Origin of the sequence: Shimia biformata, from assembly GCF_016888515.1 — a bacterium.
Classification (GTDB): Bacteria; Pseudomonadota; Alphaproteobacteria; order Rhodobacterales; family Rhodobacteraceae; genus Shimia_A; species Shimia_A biformata.
This window is the reverse complement of sequence record NZ_JAFEJK010000001.1, coordinates 740,642-766,065: the sequence shown is the minus strand read 5'-3', so window position 1 is coordinate 766,065 and position 25,424 is coordinate 740,642. Positions and strand designations below refer to the sequence as shown.

24 protein-coding genes are annotated in these 25,424 nt (G+C 61.6%); 6 read left to right on the top strand and 18 right to left on the bottom strand.

Annotated elements, in window-relative coordinates; all coding sequences use genetic code 11:
* Window positions 1–6: 6 nt before the first annotated feature.
* Window positions 7–1,215: an NAD(P)/FAD-dependent oxidoreductase gene (locus JQ863_RS03625; protein ID WP_204112961.1), complete on the bottom strand. Its 1,209-nt coding sequence runs from the start codon at window positions 1,213–1,215 to the stop codon at window positions 7–9.
* A 95-nt stretch (window positions 1,216–1,310) separates the two neighbouring features.
* Here JQ863_RS03625 and JQ863_RS03620 point away from each other — a divergent pair, with 95 nt between their 5' ends.
* Window positions 1,311–1,799: a peroxiredoxin gene (locus JQ863_RS03620; protein WP_204112960.1), complete on the top strand. Its 489-nt coding sequence runs from the start codon at window positions 1,311–1,313 to the stop codon at window positions 1,797–1,799.
* A 65-nt stretch (window positions 1,800–1,864) separates the two neighbouring features.
* On the opposite strand, the gene JQ863_RS03615 is transcribed toward JQ863_RS03620, so the two are convergent.
* The 6 genes from JQ863_RS03615 to JQ863_RS03590 all read right to left on the bottom strand — a co-directional run bounded on the left by JQ863_RS03615 (window position 1,865) and on the right by JQ863_RS03590 (window position 7,727).
* Window positions 1,865–2,155, bottom strand: a complete 291-nt coding sequence (locus tag JQ863_RS03615) for a 4a-hydroxytetrahydrobiopterin dehydratase (RefSeq protein WP_204112959.1) — start codon at window positions 2,153–2,155, stop codon at window positions 1,865–1,867.
* Entirely contained in the window at window positions 2,152–3,339 is a 1,188-nt protein-coding gene (locus JQ863_RS03610) for a GNAT family N-acetyltransferase (protein ID WP_204112958.1), read from the bottom strand. The genes JQ863_RS03615 and JQ863_RS03610 overlap by 4 nt, the downstream gene beginning before the upstream one ends.
* A gap of 44 nt (window positions 3,340–3,383) precedes the next feature.
* Complete coding sequence (locus tag JQ863_RS03605; RefSeq protein ID WP_204112957.1) at window positions 3,384–4,157, bottom strand: glycerophosphodiester phosphodiesterase family protein; 774 nt, start codon at window positions 4,155–4,157, stop codon at window positions 3,384–3,386.
* Window positions 4,154–4,615 (bottom strand): RidA family protein, encoded by a 462-nt coding sequence (locus JQ863_RS03600; RefSeq protein ID WP_204112956.1) that lies wholly within the window; start codon window positions 4,613–4,615, stop codon window positions 4,154–4,156. Before JQ863_RS03600 ends, JQ863_RS03605 begins: the two co-directional genes overlap by 4 nt.
* 77 nt (window positions 4,616–4,692) lie before the next feature.
* Entirely contained in the window at window positions 4,693–6,000 is a 1,308-nt protein-coding gene (locus JQ863_RS03595; protein WP_204112955.1) for an HlyD family type I secretion periplasmic adaptor subunit, read from the bottom strand.
* The gene (locus JQ863_RS03590) at window positions 5,997–7,727 is read right to left on the bottom strand and encodes a type I secretion system permease/ATPase (RefSeq protein ID WP_204112954.1); all 1,731 of its coding nucleotides are present in this window, start codon (window positions 7,725–7,727) and stop codon (window positions 5,997–5,999) included. Before JQ863_RS03590 ends, JQ863_RS03595 begins: the two co-directional genes overlap by 4 nt.
* A gap of 263 nt (window positions 7,728–7,990) precedes the next feature.
* On the opposite strand from JQ863_RS03590, the gene JQ863_RS03585 reads away from it, so the two are divergent.
* Window positions 7,991–8,761 (top strand): MlaA family lipoprotein, encoded by a 771-nt coding sequence (locus JQ863_RS03585; protein ID WP_338055475.1) that lies wholly within the window; start codon window positions 7,991–7,993, stop codon window positions 8,759–8,761.
* Entirely contained in the window at window positions 8,751–9,359 is a 609-nt protein-coding gene (locus JQ863_RS03580; protein WP_204112953.1) for an MlaC/ttg2D family ABC transporter substrate-binding protein, read from the top strand. The genes JQ863_RS03585 and JQ863_RS03580 overlap by 11 nt, the downstream gene beginning before the upstream one ends.
* Window positions 9,360–9,371: 12 nt before the next feature.
* Here JQ863_RS03580 and JQ863_RS03575 read toward each other — a convergent pair whose 3' ends face one another.
* On the bottom strand, window positions 9,372–11,519 hold the full coding sequence (locus tag JQ863_RS03575; RefSeq protein ID WP_204112952.1) for a transglycosylase domain-containing protein: 2,148 nt from the start codon (window positions 11,517–11,519) through the stop codon (window positions 9,372–9,374).
* 253 nt (window positions 11,520–11,772) lie between these two features.
* Between JQ863_RS03575 and JQ863_RS03570 the strand changes: the two genes are divergently transcribed.
* From JQ863_RS03570 to JQ863_RS03560, 3 genes are all read left to right on the top strand, one after another.
* Complete coding sequence (locus JQ863_RS03570) at window positions 11,773–12,111, top strand: P-II family nitrogen regulator (RefSeq protein WP_204112951.1); 339 nt, start codon at window positions 11,773–11,775, stop codon at window positions 12,109–12,111.
* Window positions 12,112–12,134: 23 nt separating this feature from the next.
* Entirely contained in the window at window positions 12,135–13,469 is a 1,335-nt protein-coding gene (locus JQ863_RS03565) for an ammonium transporter (protein ID WP_204112950.1), read from the top strand.
* A gap of 118 nt (window positions 13,470–13,587) precedes the next feature.
* Entirely contained in the window at window positions 13,588–13,953 is a 366-nt protein-coding gene (locus tag JQ863_RS03560; protein ID WP_204112949.1) for a hypothetical protein, read from the top strand.
* Between the two features lie 76 nt (window positions 13,954–14,029).
* Here the strand turns inward: JQ863_RS03560 and JQ863_RS03555 are convergent, their stop codons facing one another.
* From JQ863_RS03555 to gpmI, 10 genes are all read right to left on the bottom strand, one after another.
* On the bottom strand, window positions 14,030–15,214 hold the full coding sequence (locus tag JQ863_RS03555; protein WP_204112948.1) for an amino acid aminotransferase: 1,185 nt from the start codon (window positions 15,212–15,214) through the stop codon (window positions 14,030–14,032).
* Window positions 15,214–16,071 carry a 3-mercaptopyruvate sulfurtransferase gene (gene sseA, locus JQ863_RS03550; protein WP_204112947.1) on the bottom strand — a complete coding sequence of 286 codons (858 nt, stop codon included), beginning with the start codon at window positions 16,069–16,071 and terminating at the stop codon, window positions 15,214–15,216. Before sseA ends, JQ863_RS03555 begins: the two co-directional genes overlap by 1 nt.
* 113 nt (window positions 16,072–16,184) lie before the next feature.
* Window positions 16,185–16,463, bottom strand: coding sequence for a hypothetical protein (locus JQ863_RS03545; protein ID WP_204112946.1), 279 nt, complete (start codon window positions 16,461–16,463; stop codon window positions 16,185–16,187).
* A 162-nt stretch (window positions 16,464–16,625) separates the two neighbouring features.
* Window positions 16,626–17,105 carry an SsrA-binding protein SmpB gene (gene smpB / locus JQ863_RS03540; protein WP_204112945.1) on the bottom strand — a complete coding sequence of 160 codons (480 nt, stop codon included), beginning with the start codon at window positions 17,103–17,105 and terminating at the stop codon, window positions 16,626–16,628.
* 60 nt (window positions 17,106–17,165) lie between these two features.
* Window positions 17,166–17,576, bottom strand: a complete 411-nt coding sequence (locus tag JQ863_RS03535) for a VOC family protein (RefSeq protein ID WP_204112944.1) — start codon at window positions 17,574–17,576, stop codon at window positions 17,166–17,168.
* Between the two features lie 52 nt (window positions 17,577–17,628).
* Window positions 17,629–20,631, bottom strand: coding sequence for an error-prone DNA polymerase (locus JQ863_RS03530; RefSeq protein ID WP_204112943.1), 3,003 nt, complete (start codon window positions 20,629–20,631; stop codon window positions 17,629–17,631).
* A 155-nt stretch (window positions 20,632–20,786) separates the two neighbouring features.
* Complete coding sequence (locus JQ863_RS03525) at window positions 20,787–21,269, bottom strand: RNA pyrophosphohydrolase (RefSeq protein WP_204112942.1); 483 nt, start codon at window positions 21,267–21,269, stop codon at window positions 20,787–20,789.
* 124 nt (window positions 21,270–21,393) lie between these two features.
* Window positions 21,394–22,731, bottom strand: coding sequence for a S41 family peptidase (locus JQ863_RS03520; RefSeq protein WP_204112941.1), 1,338 nt, complete (start codon window positions 22,729–22,731; stop codon window positions 21,394–21,396).
* 1 nt (window position 22,732) lies between these two features.
* Complete coding sequence (locus tag JQ863_RS03515; RefSeq protein WP_204112940.1) at window positions 22,733–23,875, bottom strand: murein hydrolase activator EnvC family protein; 1,143 nt, start codon at window positions 23,873–23,875, stop codon at window positions 22,733–22,735.
* On the bottom strand, window positions 23,872–25,395 hold the full coding sequence (gpmI, locus tag JQ863_RS03510) for a 2,3-bisphosphoglycerate-independent phosphoglycerate mutase (protein WP_204112939.1): 1,524 nt from the start codon (window positions 25,393–25,395) through the stop codon (window positions 23,872–23,874). The genes JQ863_RS03515 and gpmI overlap by 4 nt, the downstream gene beginning before the upstream one ends.
* Window positions 25,396–25,424: the final 29 nt, after the last annotated feature.

Genomic DNA, 25,424 nt, shown 5'->3' with positions numbered 1-25,424 from the left:
TGCCCCCTAACCCTTGAGCAGGTCCTTGAGGTTGGCATCGGGGTTGGCAATCACTGCTGCGTCGGGTGATTTGCCCGCTTCGATCAGCCGCCGTCCCATCATGAAGTCGCGCGGCGCGTTCATTGCGTCGACCGCCAAAAGCGTGTCGCCCGCAAAATACCAGAACGACACCGCCCCACCCTCGCCCGGACGTGTGACCACGCGGTCATAGCCGATGTTCAGCCCGGCGATTTGCAGTTTGACGTCGTATTGATCCGACCAAAACCAAGGTTTCGCGACATAGGTCTTGCCCGCCCCCATGATGTTTTCCGCCACGCATTCCGCCTGATCGATGGCGTTGGGCACGCTTTCCAGCCGGATACGTCCACCGCGATAGGGGAAGGATGCACAATCGCCCGCCGCCCAGATCGACGGGTCCGACGTGCGGCCCTGTTCGTCGGTCTTGATCCCGTTTTCAAGCTCGACCCCAGCGCCCTCGGCCAGCGCCGTGCCGGGCATGATGCCGACGCCGACGATGACAAAATCCAGATCCAATGTGGTGCCGTCGCTCAGGATCGCTCCGGTGACGCGATCCTCGCCGGTGATACGCTCAAGCCCGGTCGCCTCAAGGATTCTGACGCCATGGCTGGTATGCAGGTCGCGGAAAAAGGCGCTTGTTTCGGGGGCGGCTACCCTTTGCAGGATGCGGTCTGACATTTCGACCAGCGTGACATCCAGACCTTTCTTGGCGGCCACTGCCGCCGCCTCAAGCCCGACATAGCCCCCACCGACGATCAACACCCGTTTGCCCGCACTGAATTGGGGCGCCATGGCGTCGACATCGGCAAGCGTGCGCACGGTAAAAACGCCGGGAAGCGCGCCGCCGATACTGGCGGGCAGGCTGCGTGGCACCGAACCCGTGGTCAGGCACAGGTGATCATAGGACAGTGGCCCGGATGTAGTCTCGATCATCTTGGCCCCCGCGTCGATCGCAGTCACGGTTTCGCCAAGTCGCAGGTCGATCTTGTTGTCGGCGTAAAAGCTGAGGGGACGCAGGTACAACCGCTCCAGTTCCATCTCGCCCAGAAGGTAGGCTTTGGATAGCGGAGGACGCTGATAGGGCGGTGCAGTTTCGGTCCCGATCAGCGTGATCTGCCCGTCAAAACCCAGCGATCGCAACTTGGCCACCAGTGAGCTTCCGGCCTGCCCTGCCCCGACCACAACCACATGCGTCATATTTCTGTCTCCCGCCGCAAAACCTGATTGTAACCTCAAGGTGGCAGCCTATATCGTCGCCAAGGGAAAACGCAATGAACAAGGACTTCTGAACCATGACTATTTCCGTAGGCGAGTCGCTGCCCAAACCAACGATGATGCGACTGGGGGACAACGGCCCCGAGCCAGTCGAACTCGCCCCCTATATTGATGGCAAGAAAGTTGTGCTGTTCGGCGTGCCGGGCGCGTTTTCGACCACTTGCGACCAGGCGCATATGCCCAGTTTCATCCGCAACGTCGATGCCTTCAAAGCCAAGGGCGTGGACGAGATCATCTGCATTGCCACCAATGACCCCTGGGTGATGGCTGCCTGGGACAAGGCGACAGGTGCTGGCGACGCGGGCATCACTGTCCTGTCGGATGCTTCGGCCGCCCTGACCAAGGGCATGGGGATCGAGTTCAGCGCGCCGGTTGTCGGGTTCAACGACCGCTGCCGCCGCTTTGCCGCCTTCATCGACAATGGCGTCGTCAAGGTGCTTCAGGAAGAAGTTGAAAAGGGCGTCTGCGACCTGACCGCGGGTGAGGCGCTTCTGGACGCAATCTGATTGTCCTGACACGCAGAAAACGAAAGGGGCCGTGCGGCCCCTTTTTCATACGCGTGTGCCCGGTTTCAAAGGCTATCCAGCTTGCGGGCCAGTTTCGCGTCCAAAGTCGACAGTCCGCCGACATCATGGGTGGTCAACAAGACCGTGACGCGGTTGTAGACATTGCTCCATTCCGGGTGGTGGTTCCATTTCTCGGCCCAGATCGCAGCCTTGGTCATCCATGCAAACGCATCAACAAAACTACCGAAGGTAAAGGTTTTTTCGATTGCGTCCCGCCCGTCGACCAAAGTCCAGCCATTTGCAATCAGCGGGTCGAGCAGAAGCTTGCGGGTGTCGTCGCTGAGAAGTTCCGTCATTGGTGATCCTCTCGGGTTTCGTTTCGGAACGGGCCATAGGCGGTCAGGATTTCAATTTCCTCGGCCACGGCGTCGCGTTCGGCCTGAAGGTAACTCGCCACGGCATCGGCAAATCCGGGGTCAGCAATCCAGTGCAACGAATGAGTGGTCACCGGCATGTAGCCGCGCGCCAGCTTGTGTTCTCCTTGCGCGCCCGCCTCGACACGGGTCAGACCATGACGGATCGCCCAGTCGATGGCTTGATAATAGCACAATTCGAAATGCAGGCAGGGGTGGTCCTCGACACAGCCCCAGTAGCGGCCAAACAGTGTTTCGCGCCCGATCACGTTCATCGCCCCCGCCACGAAGCGCCCGTCGCGCCAGGCAAGTATCATCAGAATATCATCGCGCAACGTGTCGTGAGCGATGTCAAAGAAGGCGCGGGTCAGATAGGGCGAGCCCCATTTTCGCGCACCTGTGTCCTGGTAGAACTGCCACATCGCGTCCCAATGTTCCGGGCGGATGTCCTCTCCGGTCAGGCAGAGGATGTCGCCGCCAAACGCCTGTGCCCGTGCGCGCTCCTTGCGGATATTCTTGCGTTTGCGCGACGACAAGGCTGCAAGAAAAGCGTCGAAATTGCCAAACCCGTCATTGACCCAGTGGAATTGCTGACCGGTACGGTGCAACAGACCCATCTGCCGCCCGGCCGCGGCCTCGGACGGGGTGCAGAAGGTCAGGTGCAGCGAACTAATTTCGTTTTCTGAGGCCACCTGGACCGCGCCCTGTACCAGTGCGGCCATGCCGATTTCCTCATAACCGGGACGGGTCAGCAAACGCCGTCCGGTGACAGGGGTGAATGGCACGGCAACCTGCAGTTTCGGGTAATACCGCCCGCCTGCCCGTTCAAACGCATGCGCCCAATTGTGGTCAAAGACATATTCGCCCTGGCTGTGGGATTTGGCATAAAGCGGCGCGCAGGCGATCACCTCGCCATTCATGCGCGCTGTCAGATAGCGCGGCTGCCAGCCTGTTCCCGGCCCGACCGAGCCGCTGTCCTCGATCGCCTTGAGGAAGCGATAAGTGGTAAAGGGATCGACGGGACGGTCATCGGTGTCCAGCCCGGGTGCGGCGCAGGCGTCCCAGTCGCGCGGTCCGATACTGGCCAGCCCGTCATGCATCTCGATCGCGATTTGCGCCCCGTCCATGCTGCGCCTCCTCGCTGAATTAGGTGGTGTCGATCCGTGAAGGATCAAGCCGGAAACGGCGCTGTGTAGCCCTCGAATGTGATATTGTCGGCGATCCGGCGGGCGGTTGCCTCTTCTTCAGGCGACCGCACAGTCCAGCACAGGACCGGCACGGCACGTGCTTTCAACGCAGCCACGGCCGGACTGGTCAAATCCTTGCGATCATGGCTGACAAAGCTGGCGCCGACCGCCTCAAAATCGGGAATCCCGGCCAGCCGTTCGCGGGTTGTGGCCGGGACCAGCGGCCATTCATCGGCGGCGAAGGCTTCGGTCACCAGCCCGCGCGCCACGTCTGGCGCATGCCAGGCCATGGCCGCAACCGAATGCGGGTTGAAAGACATTACAGCCACCGGCCCGGCATAGTCCGCAAGTGCCGCGCCAACCGCCTGTTCCAGCTGCCCGACATTGACGCCAAGCGCGCCATCCTGGTCCTTTATCTCGACCAGAAGGGGCACCTTGCCCGCGACGAGTGACAGAATCTCGGGCAAGGTCGGTATCCCTTCGTCCCCGCCGGTCAGCGGCACCCCGGCCAGTTCTGCAGAAGTTCTCTGACGGATCGGGCCGGTCTGTGCGGTCAGCCGGGCAAGGTGATAATCGTGGAAGACCATCGCCTGCCCGTCGGCGGACAGCTGAACGTCGATTTCGATCCCGTAGCCCGCCTGCAGCGCGGCCCGCACCGCGGCGCGGCTGTTTTCAGGTCGCCCGTCGCCGACATTATGCAGGGCACGGTGGGCAAGCGGGACCGACAGAAAGGCGGAAGGCAGCGCGGGCCGTGTCATCGGATCTGAAAGATGCCTTCGATTTCCACCGCGACGTCGCGCGGCAGCGCCCCGGCCGACACTGCCGAACGGGAATGACGGCCCGCATCGCCCAGCACGTCGACCAGGAAGTCGGACGCACCGTTTACCACTTCGGGCTGGTCGGTGAAATCGGGGCTTGAATTGACGAAGCCGGTCAGCTTGACCACCCGGACCAGCCGGTCAAAATCGCCGTCGCAGGCTGCCTTGACCTGAGCCAGAAGGCCGATTGCGCAAGTCCGCGCCGCCGCCGCACCTGCAGCAACATCCAGATCAACGCCGACCTTGCCGGTGATCAGACCATTTTCATTCATCGAAATTTGCCCGGACACAAAAACAAGGTCTCCGACAATCACGAAAGGCACATAGTTTGCGGCCGGAGCCGGGGCAGTGGGAAGGGTTACGCCAAGCTCGGCCAGCCGAGAGTCCACGTTGCTCATGTCATCCTCCTGAGGTCAGTCGGCCGCGACGCTAGACCGCGCAGGCGGCAAGGGAAAGCATGATTTTCAAACCGCAGTCAGCTTTCGCGGAACGCCTTGGCGAAATAGTCCGCCAGCGGTTTGACGAAATAGGCCAGCGGCGTCCTGTCCGCCGTGCGCAGGAAGCTTTCCACCGGCATTCCGGGCAACAGGGCGGCGCCCTCTGGCAGTTTTTGTACCTCTTCCGGGTTCAGCGTGATCTCGGCCCGGAAATAGCTGTATCCCCGTGCCTGGTCTTCGAAGGCATCCGCCGAGATATTCTTGACCGTTCCAAACAGCTCGGGTGTCTGACGCTGGTCAAAGGACGAAAACCGCAGGATGACCTCTTGTCCGGGATACACCTGATCGACGTCGATCGGAGGCACCTGTGCGGCGATCACCAGTGGCCGATCCTGCGGCACGATGTACAGCACCGGGTCGGCCGCCCGGATCACCGACCGAGGGGCAAAGACCTGCAATCCGTAGACAATGCCAGAGACCGGCGCCGTGATGTCGAGCCGCCCCATCTGTTCATCGAGGGCACGTTTCTGTTCGGTCAGCTCTGTCACGCGGAATTCGATATCGCGCAGAAGCGAGATCGCCTCTTGCCGCCGCGCCACGTCGAGCTTGTCGATCTCGATGTCGATCTCGGTGATGCGACCTTCGACCTGGGCGCGGTTTGCGGTTAGTTCTCCGACGCGGCCCTTCAGTTGCGCCTCTTCGCGCTGCAGGGCCAGAACCCGGTTCGACTGTGCCAGACCCCGATCCAGAAGTGACTGCTGCACCGTCAGTTCGCGCTGGATCAGATCAAGCTGCTGCCCCAGGGCGTCCAACTGAGCATCGACGCCTTCGATTTGATTGCCAAGCTGGTCCTGACGCCGCCGCAATTGATCCGTTTCGCGCTCAAGCGACACATTCCGTGCGCGAAACAGGCTGCGCTGGCCTTCGATTTGCTTGGCAAGGCTATCGTTCACCCCGGCATCCGCGATCAGGTCAGGGGCAAAGGTGATTTCATCGGCCCCGTCCCTTTCCGCTTCCAGCCGAGCAAGTCGCACGCGGTATTCGTTCAACTGGTTCTCGACAATTTCCAGGTTTGACGCCAGGCCGGTATCGTCCAGCCGGATCAACAACTGGCCTGCTTCGACAAGGTCGCCCTCATCAACCTCGATCCTTTCGACAATGCCGCCATCCAGATGCTGGACGACCTGCCTCTGTTGCTCGACTTCGACACGACCTGGCGCAATAACTGCACCTGAAATCACCGAATTGGCGGACCAGTATCCAAAACCGCCCAGAAGGATAGCCAGACCGAGAAAGCCAAGAATCACAAGCCAGCGGGCCGAAAATCTGCGTTCCGGTGTCGTCATCGCGCACCTCTTGCGGTTGCCTTGCGGACTTGTTCGGCGTTAGCCAGGACTTCGCGCAAGACTTCGTCACGTGGTCCGAATTTGCGTGTCGTGCCCCCTTCCAGCACCAGGATCAGATCACATTCCTGGATCGCCGCGGGCCGGTGCGCCATGATGAGGATCGAACTTCCTTCGGATTTCAATGTCCGAATGGCAGAATTGAGCGCCTCTGACCCGATGCTGTCCAGGTTCGAATTCGGCTCATCCAGAACCAGAATCACTGGCTCGGAATACAGAGCGCGCGCCAGGCCGATCCGCTGGATCTGGCCACCGGACAGCCGCCCGTCAGCCGAACTGACCACGGTGTCATAGCCGTTGGGAAGTGCCACGATCATATCGTGCGCTGCTGCTTTTTTTGCCGCTGCCACAACCTTCTGGTGGTCGGGTTGAAGCGACAGGCGCGCGATGTTGTCGGCAATGGTTCCGTTGAACAATTGCACCCGCTGGGGAAGATAGCCGATGTAGCGCCCCAGATCTTCCGGTTCATATTGGTCCAGCGACGCCCCATCCAGCCGCACCCGTCCACCCGCAGGGGGCCAGACTCCGGTGATGGCCCTTGCCAGCGTCGATTTGCCTGACCCGGATGGTCCGATCACACCGACGGCCTGCCCAGGTGCGACAGCGAAGCTGACCACGCGCAAAGATGCCTGACTTTCGCCCGGCGGCAGAACAGTCAGTTGTTGCACCTCAAGTTTGGCTGCGGGTTTTGGCAGCTTGGTGCGCGGTGTTTCTTCTGGAACCTCGCCCAGTAATTCCGCCAGAGCATCCCAGCCCCTCAGCGCGCGTTCGACCACCGGCCATTGCCCGACAGCCACTTCGATCGGGGCCAGCGCCCGGCCCAGCAGGATCGACCCGGCAATCATCGCGCCGGGCGTCAGTTCGTTCTGCAAAACCAGATAGGCCCCCAGCCCCAGCATGGCCGATTGCAGGAACAGGCGGAACGTCTTGGTGAACGAGGTAAACGTCCCGCCGAGATCGGATGCCGACACCTGTTCGTGAAGCGCCTTGTTTCTGGCCTGCTGCCAGCGTGCAAAGCCGGCTTCGGTCATGCCAAGGGCACGCACCATCTCGGCCTCGGTCTGCAATTGCCCCGAAGTCGACTGAGACTGGTTCGACGCCATCATTGCCTGCATCAGCGGGCGGCGGGACAGTGCCTGATTCAGAATGATCGCAAGGATCAGAACCGACCCCCCGGCAACCGCCAGCATGCCAAGCCAGGGATGAAACAGCGCAATGCCGAGAAGAAAAATGGGCGTCCAGGGAATGTCGAAAATCGATAGGAACACGGGCGAGGTCATGAACCGCTGGACCGCCTCAAGGTCGGTCAGCCCGGTCAAACCGGTTTTCGACGGTGTCCTCACCGATTTGCGCAGCACTGCATCAAAAACCCGTCGGTCAAGCCGTGCCTGAAATCGCGCCCCCACGCGCGACATGATGCGCCCGCGCACGAAATCCATGAGGCCCATCATTCCGTAAAGGAACACGACCACCAGTGTCAGAGCGATCAGAGTCGCCTCGGACCGGCTGCCCAGAACACGGTCATAGATCTGCAGCATGTAAAGCGGGCCGGTCAGCATCAGGAGGTTGGTGAAAATGCTGAAAACGGCGACCGCCCAATACAGTCCCCGGCTTTCGCTGCGGGCCTGCCTCAGCTCGGCCCGTCCTGCCTGTTTGACATTGTTGTTCATGTTCAGACCGTACCTGCCTGCTCACTCAAGGAATTACTGCCATTCAACCGACCTTACCCCAGACAGCGCGTTTCGGTACAAAAAACTGTTTCCAATGAGCAACAGCCATCATCTATGTTTGCGCAGCCAATTTGATGTGACGGTTGGAACGTACACATGTCGTCGCGACCCCTCCGGCCAACGTAAGGCCAGAAGCAAGTTTGAACGGAAAGCGTGTTTAGGTGATAAAGATTTCCGGGCCAATCAGAGTGTGTTTGCGCGCCGTGCTGACGCTTGTCTTGCTTGTCGGAGTCTCTGGCTGTGCCAAGAACCACCCGGCGGTCGGCATCAACGACCCGCACGAGGAAGCCAACCGCCGTGTCCACAATTTCAACAGGTCGATGGACCAGTTCCTGCTGGGGCCGGCCTCGGAAGGGTATGGCGGGGTCATCCCGTCCGACATTCGTGTTCTGATCTCGAACTTCTCGCGCAACCTGGGCGAGCTGAGTGATGCTTACAACTTTCTCTTGCAAGGCAAATTGAAGAACTCGGGCATCGCGGTCATGCGGTTCGGCGTGAACTCGACCGCCGGGATTTTCGGCATCGTCGATGTGGTCGAGGAATTCGGCGGCCCCGACAATCGGACAGATTTCGGTGAGACGCTGCATGTCTGGGGCATGGCGGAAGGGCAGTACGAGGAACTGCCGTTTTTTGGACCGTCGACCAGCCGTGACACGATCGGATTTGCCGTCGATCTTTTGGTGAACCCGTACACGTTCCTCAATTTCGACTCGGTGCGCGGCATCGGTATCCTGGCCTATGTCGTTGCGCGGCTGGATGACCGTTACAACTATTCCTCAACCGTGGATTCGGTGCTGTATGACAGTGCCGACAGCTATGCCCAGGCGCGTACGCTTTATCTGCAGAACCGGCGGTACAGGCTGGGCATCGACGCCGCAGCAGGGGGAAGCGGCGGGGACGCGTTTGAAGACCCCTATGCCGACCCCTATATTGAAAACTATTCCGATCCTTACGAGGACCCCTATGCTGAATGATTTTCTGACCCGCCGCAGTTTTGTTAAGCTGGGCTTTGCGGCCTCGGCAGTCGCCATGACCGCCCCGGCAGCCCTTGCTCTGACCACAGGAGAGGCCACGGCGCTGGTTGATCGTGTGGTTGCCGACATCAACAAGGTGATCTCTTCCGGCAAACCGCTGGGCGGCATGATAAACGATTTCGAAAAAATCCTGATCAGGTATGGTGACGTTCCCATCATCGCCCGCTCTGCGCTTGGCGCAGATGCCCGCAGCCTGAGCGGTTCACAGATGTCGTCCTATACTAAGGCGTTCCAGGGCTATCTGGCCCGAAAATACGGCAAGCGCTTCAACGAGTTTGTTGGCGGAACGATCGAAGTGCAGGATGCCCGCCAGGTCAAAAGCTTCTACGAAGTGCGCACCCTGGTAAAACTGAAGGGCGAAGCGCCCTTCGCGGTGAATTTCCTGGTCTCTGACAAGTCAGGTAAGAACCTGTTTTTCGATATTATCATCGAAGGCGTCAGCATCCGGCTTTCGGAAAAAACCGAGATCGGCGCCATGCTGGACCGGCGTGGTGGCAATGTCGACCAGATGATCGCCGACCTGAAACAGGCCGGCTGATACAACGTTCGGTTACCGAAACAACTCTCGCAGGATTTCATTGAGGACCCGTTCCACCGGGTCCTCTTTCCGTTTGCGCTTGGGTTTCTCGGGCTTGGGTTTGGGCACGAAGGCCGGCAGGGGCCGGGGGTCAAGCCCTTCATGCACCCGCATCATCGCCTCTCGCCAGATTTCTGCCGGCAGGCCGCTGCCGGTGACTCCGGTCAGGGGGGTATTGTCGTCATATCCCATCCAGACCCCGGCGACGTAATCGGCCGAAAAGCCGACGAACCATGCATCGCGCGCCTCTTGCGACGTTCCCGTCTTGCCCGCCAGTTCCCAACCTGGGAATTGCGCCCGGCCGCCGGTGCCTTCTGTGATGACCTTGTTCATCATGAAGATCAGCTCACGTGCGGCGCCTTCGGTGATGACCCGCTCACCGATGCCGCCCCCCGTGCCCATCAGGGGCTCGGGGTCGTTCACCAGGCGCAGTTCGACCAGACCATAAGGCGTCACGGACGAGCCGCCGTTCAGGATGCCCGCATAGGCCCCCGTCATCTCGATCAGCGTGCTTTCCGACGCGCCAAGCGCCAGCGCCGGCCCCAGCGCAAGGTCGCTTTCGATGCCGAACCCTTCGGCCACTGTACGCACGTTTTCGCGACCGACAGCTTCGGATATCTTCACCGCTGGGATGTTGAGCGAGTTCTTCAGGGCATAGGTCAGCGTGACCTCGCCGTAATGCTTGTTGGAATAGTTCGACGGGCACCAGCGGCCCGACCCGGCAATGTTCATGCAGAACGGTTCGTCCACAATTGTATCGTCATAGCGATAGCCGAGATCCAGCGCCGCGGCGTAGACAAAGGGCTTGAAGGCGGAACCGGTCTGACGGCGCGCCTGGACCGCGCGGTTGAACGCACCTGACACCTTCAGTTCGCGTCCGCCCACCATGGCCCGCACCGCCCCGTCCGCCGACATGACAACAATCGCGGCCTGCGCCTTGGACCCTTCGCGGACCTTGTTCTCAAAGACCCATTTCAAGCCGTCTTCAGCTGCCTTCTGAATACGCGGATCAAGCGTGGTTTTCAGGATCACGTCCTCTGTGGTGTTGTCGGTAAAGAACTCTGGCCCAGTCGACATCACCCAGTCAGCAAAATACCCGCCAGCCTTGGCCTGCGCCGCTTCGGAAAGGGTTGCGGGGTTCTGTTGCCAGTATGCCGTTTCCTGATCCGTCAGATAGCCTTGCTCGTTCATCAACCGCAGAACCGTAGCGGCGCGATCCTGGGACCGTTGCAGGTTGGCGGTCGGCGCCAGCGACGACGGCGCAGTCAGCAACCCTGCAAGCATCGCGGCCTCTGCCGGGGTGACATTGGCAGCCGACTTTCCAAAATAGCGTTGCGACGCGGCCTCGGCCCCGTAGGCGCCGCCGCCCATGTAGGCCCGGTTCAGATAGATCGAGAGAATGTCGTCCTTGGTGTATTTCAACTCCATCGCGACGGCATAAAGAGCTTCCTTGCCCTTGCGCCACAGAGAGCCGCGACGGCAGTCGCGGATATACTCGGCCTCGTTCTTCCACTGCGACTTGTCATATTCGACACCAAGGCACAAAAGTTTCGCGGTCTGCTGGGTGATCGTGGACCCGCCATGGCCTGACAGCGGACCGCGTCCCTCGCGCAGGTTGATGCGAATGGCACCGGCAACACCGCGCGGGCTGACACCGAAATGGCCATAGAACCGCTTGTCTTCGGTCGCGACGACGGCGTTTTTCAGGGCGGGAGCCACGGTATCAGCGGTCACCACGCCACCGAACTGATCACCGCGCCAGGCAAAGACCTTGTCGTCGCGATCCAGAAGCGTGACCGACCCGCGCGCGCGCCCATCAAGCTGGGCATCAAGCTCTGGTAGGGTTGTGTGGATGTATCCGACCGCCAATCCGACCAGTATCATCACCACCATCGAAACCCGCCAGGTGATCGACCAGATCAGCCGCAGGACCCACCGCAGAAGCCGGGTGAAAATATTGCCGCCCTTCCTTCCGCCGGACTTGCGGGCCGGTTTCCGAACCTGCTTGCGGGCCTTGGCCGGCGCCTTCTTGCGCGCAGGTTTGGCCGCCGGTTTCGCGGATTTCTTGGTATACCGTTTCTCGGCCACGAGGGGTGGCTTGCGTCGGCCTGAATCACTCATTTTCTGCTCTGCCCGGCGTCGTGTTTGCGTGCACCTTACCTTCTTTCAAAAGGATTGTTGAGTTAACGCTAGCGCAAATTCGCCTTCATATTCTGCCTATTTTTTCACCCAATCATGCCATTTGTGCAAAAATTAAGCACAAACGCCGTCATTTTCAGCCATTCCAGCCTCGCCAAGCTTCGATTCGAAGCCCTGCATCGCTTTTCTGCACAGGCAACATGCACGATGTCACCAATGGAAAAAGGGGACCAGGGTGAAACTGATTATCGCAACGATCAAGCCGTTCAAGCTTGAGGAAGTCCGCGAGGCGCTGACCGACGTCGGCGTGCGCGGCATGATGGTAACCGAAATCAAGGGCTTCGGATCTCAGTCGGGACACACCGAGATCTATCGCGGCGCGGAATACGCCGTGAACTTCGTGCCCAAGGTGAAGCTTGAACTCGTCGTTCCGGCATCCATGGCCGACCAGGTGGTCGAGACCATCACCAAGACCGCCCAGACCGGCAAGATCGGCGACGGCAAGATTTTTGTTCTCGACGTGCAGCAGGCGGTTCGCGTGCGCACCGGCGAAACCAACGAAGACGCCATCTGAGCGTCGCAGGAAGGGACCTGACTATGACCAAACTGACGAAATATGCCCTGCCCGCCGCGCTGATCGCGCTGCCCGCGGCAGGCTTTGCACAAGAAGGACCGGTGCCGGGCGTGAACGCCTCGACTGACACGGTCTTTATCCTGAACTCGCTGCTGTTCCTGGTCGGCGGCTTCCTGGTCTTCTGGATGGCAGCCGGTTTTGCCATGCTGGAAGCCGGGCTTGTCCGCTCCAAGAACGTCACGATGCAGCTGACCAAGAACATCGCGCTGTTCTCGCTGGCCGCGATCTTCTATTACCTCATCGGCTACAACCTGATGTACCCGCTGGGCACGTGGTCGATTGACGGCATCCTGTCGGGTGTCTGGGGTCCGGGTGTTCTGGAATCCGTCGGCGTAACCGCAGATGCGGCGGACGACTATTCCTATGCCTCGACCGGGTCGGACTTCTTCTTCCAACTGATGTTCTGTGCAACCACCGCGTCGATCGTTTCGGGCACTCTGGCTGAACGTATCAAGCTGTGGCCCTTCCTGATCTTCACGATCATCCTGACGGCAATCATCTATCCGCTGCAGGCTTCGTGGAAATGGGGCGGTGGTTTCCTGGATGCGATGGGCTTCCTCGACTTCGCCGGTTCGACCGTCGTGCACTCGGTCGGTGGCTGGGCAGCTCTGACTGGTGCGCTGATCCTTGGACCGCGTATCGGCAAGTATAAAGACGGCCGCACGGTTCCGATCCCCGGTTCGAACCTGACCCTTGCCACGCTGGGTACGTTCATCCTGTGGCTCGGCTGGTTCGGTTTCAACGGCGGCTCGCAGCTGGCTATGGGCACCGTGGGTGACGTCGCAGACGTAAGCCGCATCTTCGCCAACACCAACACTGCCGCAGCAGGTGGCGCAATCGCGGCCCTGATCCTGACCCAGGTTCTTTACAAGAAGCCGGACCTGACCATGGTGCTGAACGGTGCGCTGGCCGGCCTGGTGTCGATCACCGCTGAACCGCTGACCCCCAGCCTGGGCGCAGCAACCATCATCGGCATGATCGGCGGCGTGATCGTGGTCTTCGCGGTTCCGTTCCTGGACAAGCTGAAGATCGACGACGTTGTCGGCGCGATCCCGGTTCACCTGATCGCCGGTATCTGGGGCACCATCGCGGTTGTCTTCACTAACGATGACGCCTCGCTTGGCACGCAGCTTTATTCGATCGTCGTGGTCGGCGTGTTCACCGTGGTTGTCTCGGGCGCCGTCTGGCTGATCCTCAAGGCCGTCATGGGTCTGCGGGTCGACGAAGAGACCGAGATCAACGGCCTCGACATGGCAGAGCTGGGTATGGAAGCCTATCCCGAGTTCTCGAAGGGCTAAGCGCCTCGACACAAGATCAAAGAAGGCCCGGGCGATTGTCCGGGCCTTTTTTTCATGCGCCAAATATGTTGACGAAAGCGTGACGAGACTTGCCGGGGTATGCCGCTAGACTGGCTATATGCCGTTGCGCCCATCTATCGCCCTCGCCCTGACCTGTCTTGCCCTGCCGCTGCGGGCCGATCCACCTGACATTCTGGCGGTAACTGCGACGCGCGATGGCAATGACCGCGCACGCTTCGACGTGACGCTTGCACACCCCGACACGGGGTGGGACCACTACGCCGATGGTTGGAGGGTCGAGGATGAGACCGGCAAGGTGTTGGCCGTCCGAGAGCTTTTGCACCCGCATGTCCACGAACAACCGTTCAAACGGTCTTTGGGCGGCGTGACGATGGTGCATGACAGCGCCCCGTTATTCATCCGCGCACGATGCAGCGTCGATGGCTGGTCCGAACACCGGGCCCAGGTGCCGCTGGATGACTAACCCGGACTTGTCGAAGACAAAAAAAACGCCCCCGCAGGTCGCGGGGGCGCGTGGACTGATAAGTCGTTGAAATTTGTCAGATGCCGGTCTCAACGATCGCCTTGGCCAGGATCGGCACTGTTACGGCATTTAGCCCGGCAATGTTCAGGCGCGAATCCGAGACCATGTAGATCCCGTGTTCCGCCCGCAGACGCTCGACCATGTCGGGGGTGGTCCCCAGCTGGCTGAACATGCCCCGGTGCTGAGCGAGGAAGCCAAAACGGTCGGACCCTGACAGGCGCTGCAATTCGCTGGCAAGCTGTTCACGCAGGTTCAGCATCGACAGCCGCGTCTCTTCCAGTTCCGCAGCCCAATCCGCGCGCAGCGCGTCATCGGTCAGGATGGTCGTGACGACCCGCGCGCCATGATCGGGCGGGAAGGAATAATTCTGGCGGTTCAGGTGGTTCAGGTTGCCCTGGGTCACGGCCGTGTTGTCGGCGTTTTCCGAGATCGCCATCAACATCCCGGTCCGCTCTCGATACACCCCGAAGTTCTTCGAACAGCTGGCCGCGATCAGGCATTCCGGCACGGACGAGGCCACCAGCCGGGTCGCGGCGGCATCTTCCTCAAGCCCGTCGCCAAAGCCCTGATAGGCAATGTCGATCATCGGAATCAGGCCCTTTTCGTTCAACAGGTCGATCACCGACTGCCATTGGGTCAGGTTCAGGTTCGCACCCGTCGGGTTGTGGCAGCAGCCATGCAACAGCACCACGTCGCCCGGAGTCGCGGCGTTCAGGTCTTCGATCATGCCGTCGAAATCGACACCGCGCGTTTCAGTGTCGAAATAGCGGTACTTCACCGTTTCGATCTGCAGGTGGTTCAGGATCGAGACGTGGTTCGGCCAGGTCGGGTTCGAGACCCAGACGCGGGCCGTCGGGCTTGCCCCCTTGATCAGTTCGAACGCCTGACGCACCGCGCCGGTGCCGCCAGGTGTGGCAATGGCGGCGATGCGGGCGCGGTCGACACTGTCAGCCAGAAGAAGGTCTGTCATCGCAGCCGAAAACGCAGGATCACCGGCCAGCGCAACATAGGACTTGGTGGTCTGTTCTTCGACCAGCCGCCGCTCGGCCGTTTTCACGGCACGCATCACCGGGGTCACGCCCTCGGCATTCTTGTAGACCCCGACGCCCAGGTCGATCTTCGTCGGGCGCGGGTCGTCGCGATACATCGCCATCAGAGCGAGGATCTTGTCGGCGGGCTGGGCTTTGAGGTTGGTCAGCATCAGGCTTCTCCGGTGGCAACTGGGACGGTGGGGAACATCCCCCACTCTGTCCATGATCCGTCATAGAGCGAATGGTCAGATTTGCCGAACCGCTCCATGGCAAGACTGAGAACCGCAGCAGTGACGCCCGATCCGCAGGTGGTGATGGCGGGTTTATCCAGATCGACCCCAGCAGAGGCAAAAACCGCGCGCAAGTCGTCGGGCGCTTTCATCGTGCCATCTTCGTTCAGGAGCGTGGCAAAATGCACATTCTTCGAGCCGGGGATGTGGCCTGCGCGCAGACCCGGGCGCGGTTCGGGTGCCTCGCCACGGAACCGGGCGGGGGCGCGGGCATCGATGATCTCGTGATCGCCAAGTTTCGACGCCGATGACACCTGCGTCACATCCCGGACCATGTGGTTTTGCCGGCGCACTGTCATGTGACGGTCACGGATTACCGGGGGCAGGTCTTCGACCGGGCGGCCTTCGGCCTGCCATTTCGGGAAACCGCCATCCAGCACCGCGACATTGTCCTGCCCCATCAGGCGGAACAGCCACCAGACCCGAGCCGCCGAAAACAGCCCGGCGCCGTCATAGACCACGACCTGATGCCCGTCCCCAACGCCCATGGCGCGCATCCGTGACATGAACTTTTCGACCGGCGGCACCATATGCGGCAGGTCCGAGCGCAGGTCGGCAATCTCGTCAATATCGAAGAACCGCGCACCGGGAATATGGGCGCTGTCATATTCGGCCTTGGGATCGCGCCCGTCGCCGGGCAAATACCAGCTTGCGTCGATGATCCTGAGATCGGGATCCTTGAGGTGCTGCGCCAGCCATTCGGTGGAAACAAGCGTTCTGGGATCGTCCTGAGCCATGATTACCCCCGGTGTGAATATCGGTTCCTGCCTACTATCAGGGGCAAACAGAGGCAAGAGCGGGGTCGCCGCAGCGTCCCTGCCCATTGGGTTTTCCTGTCCGGGTACTCGGCTTACTTCGACAGTGCGTTACGCACCAGTCCGACAATTGCCAGAACCACACCGCCGCCGACACCGCCGCTGGCGACCTGGCCGATGATCGCGCCGACGTCCATGCCACCGCCGTCCGCCATGCCACCCGCGCCCAGCGCCGCCAGAATCTGACCGCCCAAACCGCCGCCGACAATCCCGGCGATCGAGTTGATCAGCGTGCCCTGGTCGATTCCCTTGATCAGCCGGCCGGCCGCGTTGCCACCAACCGCACCCGAAAGAAGTCCGATTATCAGTTCCATAATACCCTCCGCGAGGCCGCATTTGGATAGCTGGCGGGCCGGCCCCTGAACCCTGCATCGTCAAGCTATCAGGAATGGCCGGTCGATATGCGGGAAAGGAAAGGGAGTTTTCCCCGTACCATGCATCCCGGAGGGGGATGGCGCGGCGAAAGCCAATGGAGTTTAGTCGCCGTGACGCAGCAGGCGCTGTTTCTGGCGACCCCAGTCGCGCTTCGCCTCGGTGGCCCGCTTGTCGTGGATCTTCTTGCCCTTGGCGATGCCAATCTTCAGCTTCACCCGGCCCTTGTGGTTGAAGTAAATAACCAGAGGCACAAGGGTCATGCCCTTGCGCTGGGTCGCGTTCCACAGGTTTGCCAGTTCCTTGCGGCTGACCAGAAGTTTGCGGCGGCGGCGTTCTTCGTGGCTGAACATCGCGCGGTCATAGGGCGCGATGTAAGAGTTCACCAGCCACAGCTCTCCCTCCTCAACAGCGGCATAGCTTTCGGCGATATTCGAGCCGCCACCTCGCAGCGATTTGACCTCGGATCCTTGCAGCACGATCCCGCATTCAATGTCATCCTCGATAGCATAATCGAACCGGGCCCGCCGGTTCTCGGCGATAACCTTGTAGTTGGGATCGGTTTTCTGCTTCTGCTTAGCCATGACAGCGGTGATTACAACGGCGCGGCGGGGCTGTCCATCGGTTGCAGCCCGAGCAAGGGTTTATTCCCCGTCCACCTGATGCACCTCGATGACATTGCCGTCGGGGTCATAGAAGAACACCTGATGCCAGCCCTCGACGGCGGCATTTTCCCAGTCCGAGAACGGGATCCCCCTGTCGCGCAGATGCTGCTTGAATGCCTCGATGTCGTCGGTGCGATAGGCGATATGTCCGCGACTGACCGGGTTGACGATCTGTCCGGTGTTGAACCCGGCATGAATATCCTTCTGCGCCAGATGCAATTGGATGTCGCCATCCCAGACAAAGGCCACATCCCCAGCATAGCCCTTGTCCTTTTCCAGCATCGGCAATCCCGACACGGGCGGCTCAAGCCCCATGACATCACGGTAAAACGCATCCATCCGCCCGACATTCTCGGTAGACAGGTTGATATGGTGCAGTTTGAGTTTCATGCCGTCCTCCCTTCTGGAAACCTAGCGCGGGGTTGCCTGTGGGGGAAGCGTCTCAGCGATGGTTTCCCGCACCGTCCGCATGGGTCGGGAAACGTGGCGGCGCCGGTCGGGTCGCCGTCGGCCCTACCGGATGCGGCAGGGTGGCGGGCCGGGTTCCGCGCGGCGGCGTCAGGCGGTCCCTGAGAAGTGCCAGCGGGTGACGGCGCAGCGTCAGGCGCATGGCAACGTAATCCTCGACCACCTCTTCGCCTTCGCTCATCTGCGGCAGGGTGACGGGGGCCTCGTGGATCACCTCGCCATCAAGATCGGCAGCAAACAGCGGCAATTCGCTGTCGGCGCGGATCGCCTTGGCCTGCCACAGCGCCTCGCGCCGTGTGAGGCCAAGCGCGGCGAAAACATCCGCTTCGGCCAGCCGCGTGATGACGGCAGGCGCGATCCCGGCGCGGCGCCAGACATCCATGACCTCGGTATAGCCATTACCCCGCGCCTGCGCGATCCACACCGCATCCTCTTCGCGCAGCCCCTTGATCTGGCGGAAGCCAAGGCGCAGCGCCAGACCGCCATTGCCATCGGGCTCCATCACGTTATCCCAGAAACTGTTCTGGATGCAGATCGGGCGCACCGTGACACCATGTTCCCGCGCATCCCGCACGATCTGGGCCGGGGCATAGAACCCCATCGGCTGGCTGTTCAGAAGCGCGCAGGCGAAGATGCCCGGGTGGTGGCACTTGATCCACGCGCTGGCATAGACCAAGAGGGCAAAAGACGCCGCATGGCTTTCGGGAAAGCCATATGACCCGAACCCCTCGATCTGGGAAAAGCACCGCGCGGCGAATTCCTCGTCATAGCCATTCTGCTTCATCCCACGCATGAAACGGCTTTGAAACTCGCTGACATTGCCATGCTTCTTGAAGGTCGCAAGCGAGCGGCGCAGGCGGTCGGCCTCTTCCGGGCTGAACCCGGCACCGATGATGGCGATTTGCATGGCCTGTTCCTGAAACAAGGGCACCCCCAGCGTCTTGCCCAGGACCTGCCCAAGCTCGTCGGAAGGAAACGATACTTCCTCCTCACCATTCCGCCGCCGGATATAGGGATGCACCATGTCGCCCTGGATCGGGCCGGGCCGGATGATTGCCACCTCGATCACGAGGTCATAGAAATTGCGCGGCCGCATCCGGGGCAAGAAGTTCATCTGGGCGCGGCTTTCGACCTGGAAAACGCCAATCGAATCCGCCTCGCATAGCATGTCATAGACCGCCGGGTCCTCGGGTGGCAGGCTGGAGAGCGTATGACGCTGGCCCAGATGCAACTCAATCAGGTCAAACGCCTTGCGGATACAGGTCAGCATGCCAAGGCTGAGGACATCCACCTTGAGGATGCCCAGCGCGTCGATATCGTCCTTGTCCCAGCAGATGACGGTGCGGTCCTCCATCGTGGCGTTCTCCATCGGGACCAACTCGTCCAGCCGTCCTTCCGTCATGATGAACCCGCCGACATGCTGGGACAAATGACGCGGGAAGCCGATGATCTCATGCACCAGCTCCATCGTCTGCTTCAGCCGCCGGTCCTCGGGGTCTAGACCAATCTCGCGCAGGCGCTGATCCTCGACCGCATCAGCCGAGAAGAACCCCCAGAGCTGGGACGACAAAGCCGAGATCGTGTCCTCGGTCAGCCCCATCGCGCGGCCAACCTCGCGGATTGCCCGCTTGCCGCGATAGTGCACCACGGTGGCACACAGCCCGGCGCGGTGGCGGCCATAGCGTTCATAGATCCACTGGATCACCTCCTCACGCCGCTCATGTTCGAAATCGACGTCGATGTCGGGCGGCTCGTCCCGTGCCTCGCTGACGAAACGTTCGAAGACCATCGTCCCGATCTCGGGGCTGACCGAGGTCACACCAAGGCAATAACAGACCACGGAATTGGCCGCCGACCCACGCCCCTGGCACAGGATGTCACGCGAGCGGGCGAAATGCACCACGTCGCGCACGGTCAGGAAATAGGGCTCGTATTTGAGCTTGGAAATCAGGTCCAGTTCGTGGCGCAGCATGGTGCGGACCTTTTCGGGCGCGCCATGGGGATAACGCCAGCGCAGCCCCTCAAGCGCCAGCCGTTCCAGCCGTCCCGCCGCCGTCTCGCCCTGCGCCACCTCGGATGGATACTCATAGCGCAACTCGTCCAGCGAGAAGGTCAGCCGCGCCGCCAGCCGTCCGGTTTCTGCCAGCGCCTCTGGATAATCAGCAAAGATGCGGGCCATCTCCTCCGCGCCGCGCAGTCGGCGCTCACCATTGGTCAGCGCCTCGCGGCCGAGGAAATCGACGCGTGTGCCGGTGCGGATTGCGGTCACTACATCGGCCAGCTTGCGCCGCGCCCCGTGATGCATCACCGGCATGGCGCTGGCGACCAGCGGCAGGCCCTGTTCCCGCCCCAGCCGGGCGAGATGGGCAAACCGCGCCGCGTCCTCGCCATCATAGGCCGGGGTCAGCCCCAGCCACAGCCGTCCGGCAAAGCGCCGCTTCAGGCGGTTCAGATGTGGTGCCCACCCGCCCGCGCCGCGTGCCACGTGGCGGGCATGGGGATGGGGATGCAGGATCAGGCACAGCCCGTCGCCGTTCTCCATAAGGTCATCCAGCGTCAGATGACACTGCCCCTTCTCGACCCGCAGCCGCCCGCGCGACAACATCCGGCACAGGCTGGCCCAGCCCGCCCTGTTCTCGGGCAGGGCCGTCACGTCCGGCGTATCCGCCAGAACCAGCCGCGCCGCCGGAATCAGCCGCGGCGTGGCATAAATCGGCATCGACGGCCCGGGATCACAGCCCTCGGGACAGGGCGGCCCGATCAGCCCGACCTCATCATCAAACCGCCGCCTCTCGGCCACCCGCCGCGCGATCTCGCGCGCCTCGGCATGTGCCCGCACGATGCCCGCAACCGAGTTTTCATCCGCAATCGCAATCGCATCCAGCCCGACCATGGCGGCACGGCGCATATATTCCTCGGGGTGCGACGCCCCGGTGAGAAAGGTGAAATTCGACGTGATCGACAGTTCGGCTAGCATGGTGACTCGGCAGTATATTCACTTTTTGTTCTCATTTCGAGTCCCCCGCTTCCTCTTGCCCCAAATACCTCCGCCGGAGGCACGACGCGCGTCAGCGCGGCGCCCTGCCCAGCCAGAGGACGGGCCGACAGGCCCTGACGATGGACGGGAGACCTTCAGAGATGGTCGGCAAACGCCTCAAGCACGGCGGCATAGACCGCGCGTTTGAACGGCACGATATTGTCCACCAGTTCAGATGGCGGCAGCCAGCGCCAGGTCGAGAATTCGGGGTGGTCCGTGGCGATATTCACATCCGAATCCGCCCCGTGGAAGCGCAACAGGAACCACTTCTGTTCCTGCCCGCGATACCGCCCCTTCCAGATGCGCGGCACGATGTCATGCGGCAAGTCATAGGGAATCCAGTCCGCAGTTTCGGCCACCACCGACACCAGATCAGCCGGAACGCCAGTTTCCTCCCACAATTCGCGCAGCGCCGCGTCGCGGGGGGCTTCACCCTTGTCGACTCCGCCCTGCGGCATCTGCCAGGCCGGTTGTTCCGTGTCGATGCGCTGACCGACAAAGACATGGCCCGCCGCATTCATCAACATCACACCCACGCAGCGGCGATAGGGCAGCTTGGCTATTTCTTCTGGTGTCATCTGCGGCTCCTTCAACTGGACTTGTCCTAGCCCGGCGCATTCATCGGTGCAACGCACCCAGATTACATCGTGCAAAAAAGAAGGGGCCAAACGGCCCCTTCCGAAATGCCAATCTGTGCGACGGCTATTCCTTCGGACCCAGAGCCGACAGGCCCTTGAGGATATCGATGGCATAGGCCAGCTGATAGTCCTCTTGCCGCAACTCGGCAGCTTTCTCGGCGCGGGCGCGATCCTCTTCGATCTGGCGGATCTCGTCCTCGGACAGGCTGTCATTGTCGAGGCTGCCGCGCAGGTCGGCCTCCGAGCGGCCCTGACGCGCTGCCGACTCATCATCTTCCTCGCTGGCAGGACGGCGCGGGGGCTGTTCGACGATAATGTCGGGGCTGACGCCCAGCGCCTGGATCGACCGGCCCGACGGGGTGTAGTAGCGCGCCGTGGTCAGGCGCATCGCACCGTTTCCACGCAGCGGCATGACCGTTTGCACCGACCCCTTGCCGAAGCTCTTGGTGCCGACAACGATCGCGCGGCGATGATCCTGAAGCGCACCGGCGACGATTTCCGAAGCTGAAGCCGACCCGCCATTAATCAGCACCACGATGGGCTTGCCCTGCGACAGGTCACCGGGCTGAGCGTTATAACGCTCACCATCCGCCGGGTTGCGGCCCCGGGTCGAGACGATCTCGCCCTTTTCAAGGAAGGCGTCCGAAACTTTGATCGCCTGGGTCAGAAGGCCACCGGGGTTGTTGCGCAGATCCAGCACGATACCGTTGACCTTGTCCATGCCGCCCAGTTCTTCAACGTGTTCGGCAAGCTTGGCTTCAAGGTTCGACATGGTCTGATCGTTGAACGTGGTCACGCGCAGGACAATCGTGTCGCCAACGGTGCGCGACCGGACGGCGGTCAGCTTGATCGTGTCACGGACGATAGTGACGTCGAAGGGTTCCGCTTCGCCCTCGCGAACGACGGTGATCACGATCTCGGACCCGACCGGTCCGCGCATCATCTCAACCGTTTCATCCAGCGTCAGCCCCAGCACGCTTTCGCCATCGACATGGGTGATGAAGTCGCCCGCCTCGATCCCGGCCTCGTCCGCTGGGGTGCCGTCGATAGGCGAGACCACCTTGACGAAACCCTCTTCCTGGGTGACCTCGATTCCAAGCCCACCGAACTCGCCCCGTGTCTGAACGCGCATGTCAGCGGCGTCGTCGGGCGAGAGATAGCTTGAGTGCGGGTCAAGCGAGGTCAGCATACCGTTGATCGCTGCCTCGATCAGGTCGCCCTCGTCCACTTCTTCTACATATTGGGCGCGGATACGTTCGAAGATATCGCCAAATAGGTCGAGCTGTTCATAGACATTCGAGGTCTTGGCGCTTTCCTGCGCCAGAAGCGGACCCGCCACCTGGGTCGCCATGACGACACCGGCCAATGTGCCGCCCAACGCGGCCGCGACAAATTTCTTCATACTAGCTATCCTTGTTGGTGCGGAACCATGTTTCAGGATCCACCGAAGCGTTGTTTTCTCTTACCTCTATATAGAGCGTTTCTGTCCGGTCATTGCCAGAGCCTTCACCCGACTGTGACAGGATCGCGTCGATTTCGTCACTTCCCCCGCCCATCAACCCGACAGGAGAGCCTTCGGGGATGACCTGACCAGCCTCACCAAACACTGTATCGAGACCGGCAAGCACGAACATCAGCCCCGGTTCCGGCTCAAGTATAATGACATTGCCATAGTCCAGAAGCGGGCCGCGATAGCGGATCGTAGCCGCGGTTGGGGACGTCACCAGCGCTGCGGGCCGGGTGGCGACCACCAGGCCGGGACGACGCACGCCGGCGGCATCGGCCTCGCCTGACCGCCGCAGGACATTTGCCTCAACCGGAAGCCCAAGGTCCCCCTTGAGCGCAAAGACGTCAGCCGCAGCAGCAGAAGCTGCGGGATCGGCTTCGCCCTGGATTTCGGTCAACCCGCTGGCGAATCCTTCCAGTGTCTCGGTCGAGGCGATCAGAAGCGCGGTGCCGACCGGGTCATCGGTGAAACGGGTAGGCAGGTCCGTGCGGTCGGCAATAGCCTCGGACAACTGCTGGCGCGCGTCCTGCACGCCTTTCAACCCATCGCGCAGCGTCTGGGCGGCGCTTTCCTGCAATCCGCGCAGGATTGCGACCTCTTCCAGATCGCGTCGCAATACCGCGGCCTTCTGATCCAGTGCGGGCGCGATGTCGGCCAGGATCATGCCTGAACGCGCGGTGCCCGTAGGCCCAGCAGGGTGCAACAGCATCACCGGCGGTGGACCTCCCGACATGGATTGCAGCACTCCCAGCAGCCGCGCCACATCCTGTTCCTGCGCTTTCAACTGGCGCCCAAGCTGGGCTTCGCGGATGGCGGCACGGCGCAAACCCTCGCGCAGGGCGGCAAGACCGGCTTCATAGGCTTTGACCGTATCGGTCAGGGCGGCGACCCGGTCGCGGGCCTCATTCGCAGCGGCCAGAGCAATGGCGGCGTCCTCAAGCTGACCGGCAGCGGCGCGGGCCGCCTCAGCCGGGTCCGTTTCGGCCCCGGCAGCGGCCGCGCACAGGCCAAGGATCAGGAGGAGGGCGGCCCGTGTCATCGCTGGATCAGGCTCTCCCCGGTCATCTCGGGCGGCTGATCCAGCCCCATCAGGTCCAGAAGTGACGGCGCAAGATCCGCCAACCGACCGCCGCCTCGCAGCGTCGCACCGTCAGGCCCATTGACGAGGATGACGGGCACCGGATTGGTCGTATGCGCGGTATGAGGGCCGCCAGTGACGGGATCGACCATCACTTCGCAATTGCCATGGTCGGCAGTTACGATCATGGCACCGCCCGCCTTCAAAAGCGCCTCTCGCACCGCGCCGAGACCTCGGTCCACGGCTTCGCAGGCTTTCATCGCCGCCCCCAGATCACCGGTATGCCCGACCATGTCCGGGTTGGCGTAATTGGTCACGATCAAGTCATACCCTTCCTCGATCGCCGCAACAAATTTCTCGGTTACTTCATCCGCCGACATCTCGGGTTGCAGATCATATGTCGCCACCTTGGGAGATTTCGGCATGAACCGGTCCTCGCCTTCCGACGGGGTTTCCTCGCCGCCGTTCAGGAAGAACGTCACATGCGGGTATTTTTCGGTCTCGGCGAGGCGGAATTGGCGCTTTCCATTCCTGGCCACCCATTCGCCCAGGGTATTGACGATTTCCTGCTTGGGATAGGCGGTGGTCATGAAGCCGTTGTGGGTTTCCGAATAGTCGACCATCCCCAAAAGTGCAGCCCATTCGGGGCGCTTGCCCGTGTCGAACCCGTCGAACTCCGGCTGACCAATCGCCAATAGGATTTCCCGCGCGCGGTCAGCGCGGAAGTTCAGGCAGAAGAACCCGTCGCCATCGCCGGCCCCGTCGTAATCTCCGATCACGCTGGCCTGAATGAACTCATCGCTTTCGCCGCGCTCATAGGCAGCGGCGACTGCCGCGTTTGCATCTGAGGCTTTCAGCCCCTCGCCCCGGATCATAGCGGCATAGGCCTTCTCGACCCGGTCCCACCGGTTGTCGCGATCCATAGCGAAATAGCGGCCCGTCACCGTCCCGACCCGTGCACCCTCGGGCAGGCGTTTCAGCAGATCGGCGACAAACCCGTCAGCCGATTTCGGTGCCACGTCACGCCCATCGGTCACCGCGTGCAGCACAACCGGGACGCCCTGCCCGGTCACAGCGCGCACCGCAGCCAGCACATGTTCGATATGCCCATGCACCCCACCATCCGAGACAACGCCCATCAGGTGCGCCGTGCCGCCGGTCTTTTTCAACGTCCTGGCAAAGGCGACAATCGCGGCGTTGTCAAAGAACGAACCGTCTTCGATCGCAAGGTCGATCTGACCCAGATCCATCGCCACGACGCGACCCGCGCCGATATTGGTGTGACCGACTTCCGAGTTTCCCATCTGGCCCGACGGCAGCCCCACGTCCGGGCCGTGTGTGATGAGCGTTGCATTGGGACACGTTGCCATCCAGTTGTCAAAAACGGGTGTCGCCGCCAGTGCCGGTGCATTGGCATCGGTCGTGCTGCTCAGACCCCATCCATCAAGGATACACAGGACAACGGGTTTTGGGGTGGTCATGTCAACTGCTCCGCTCTTGTTAAGCGGGT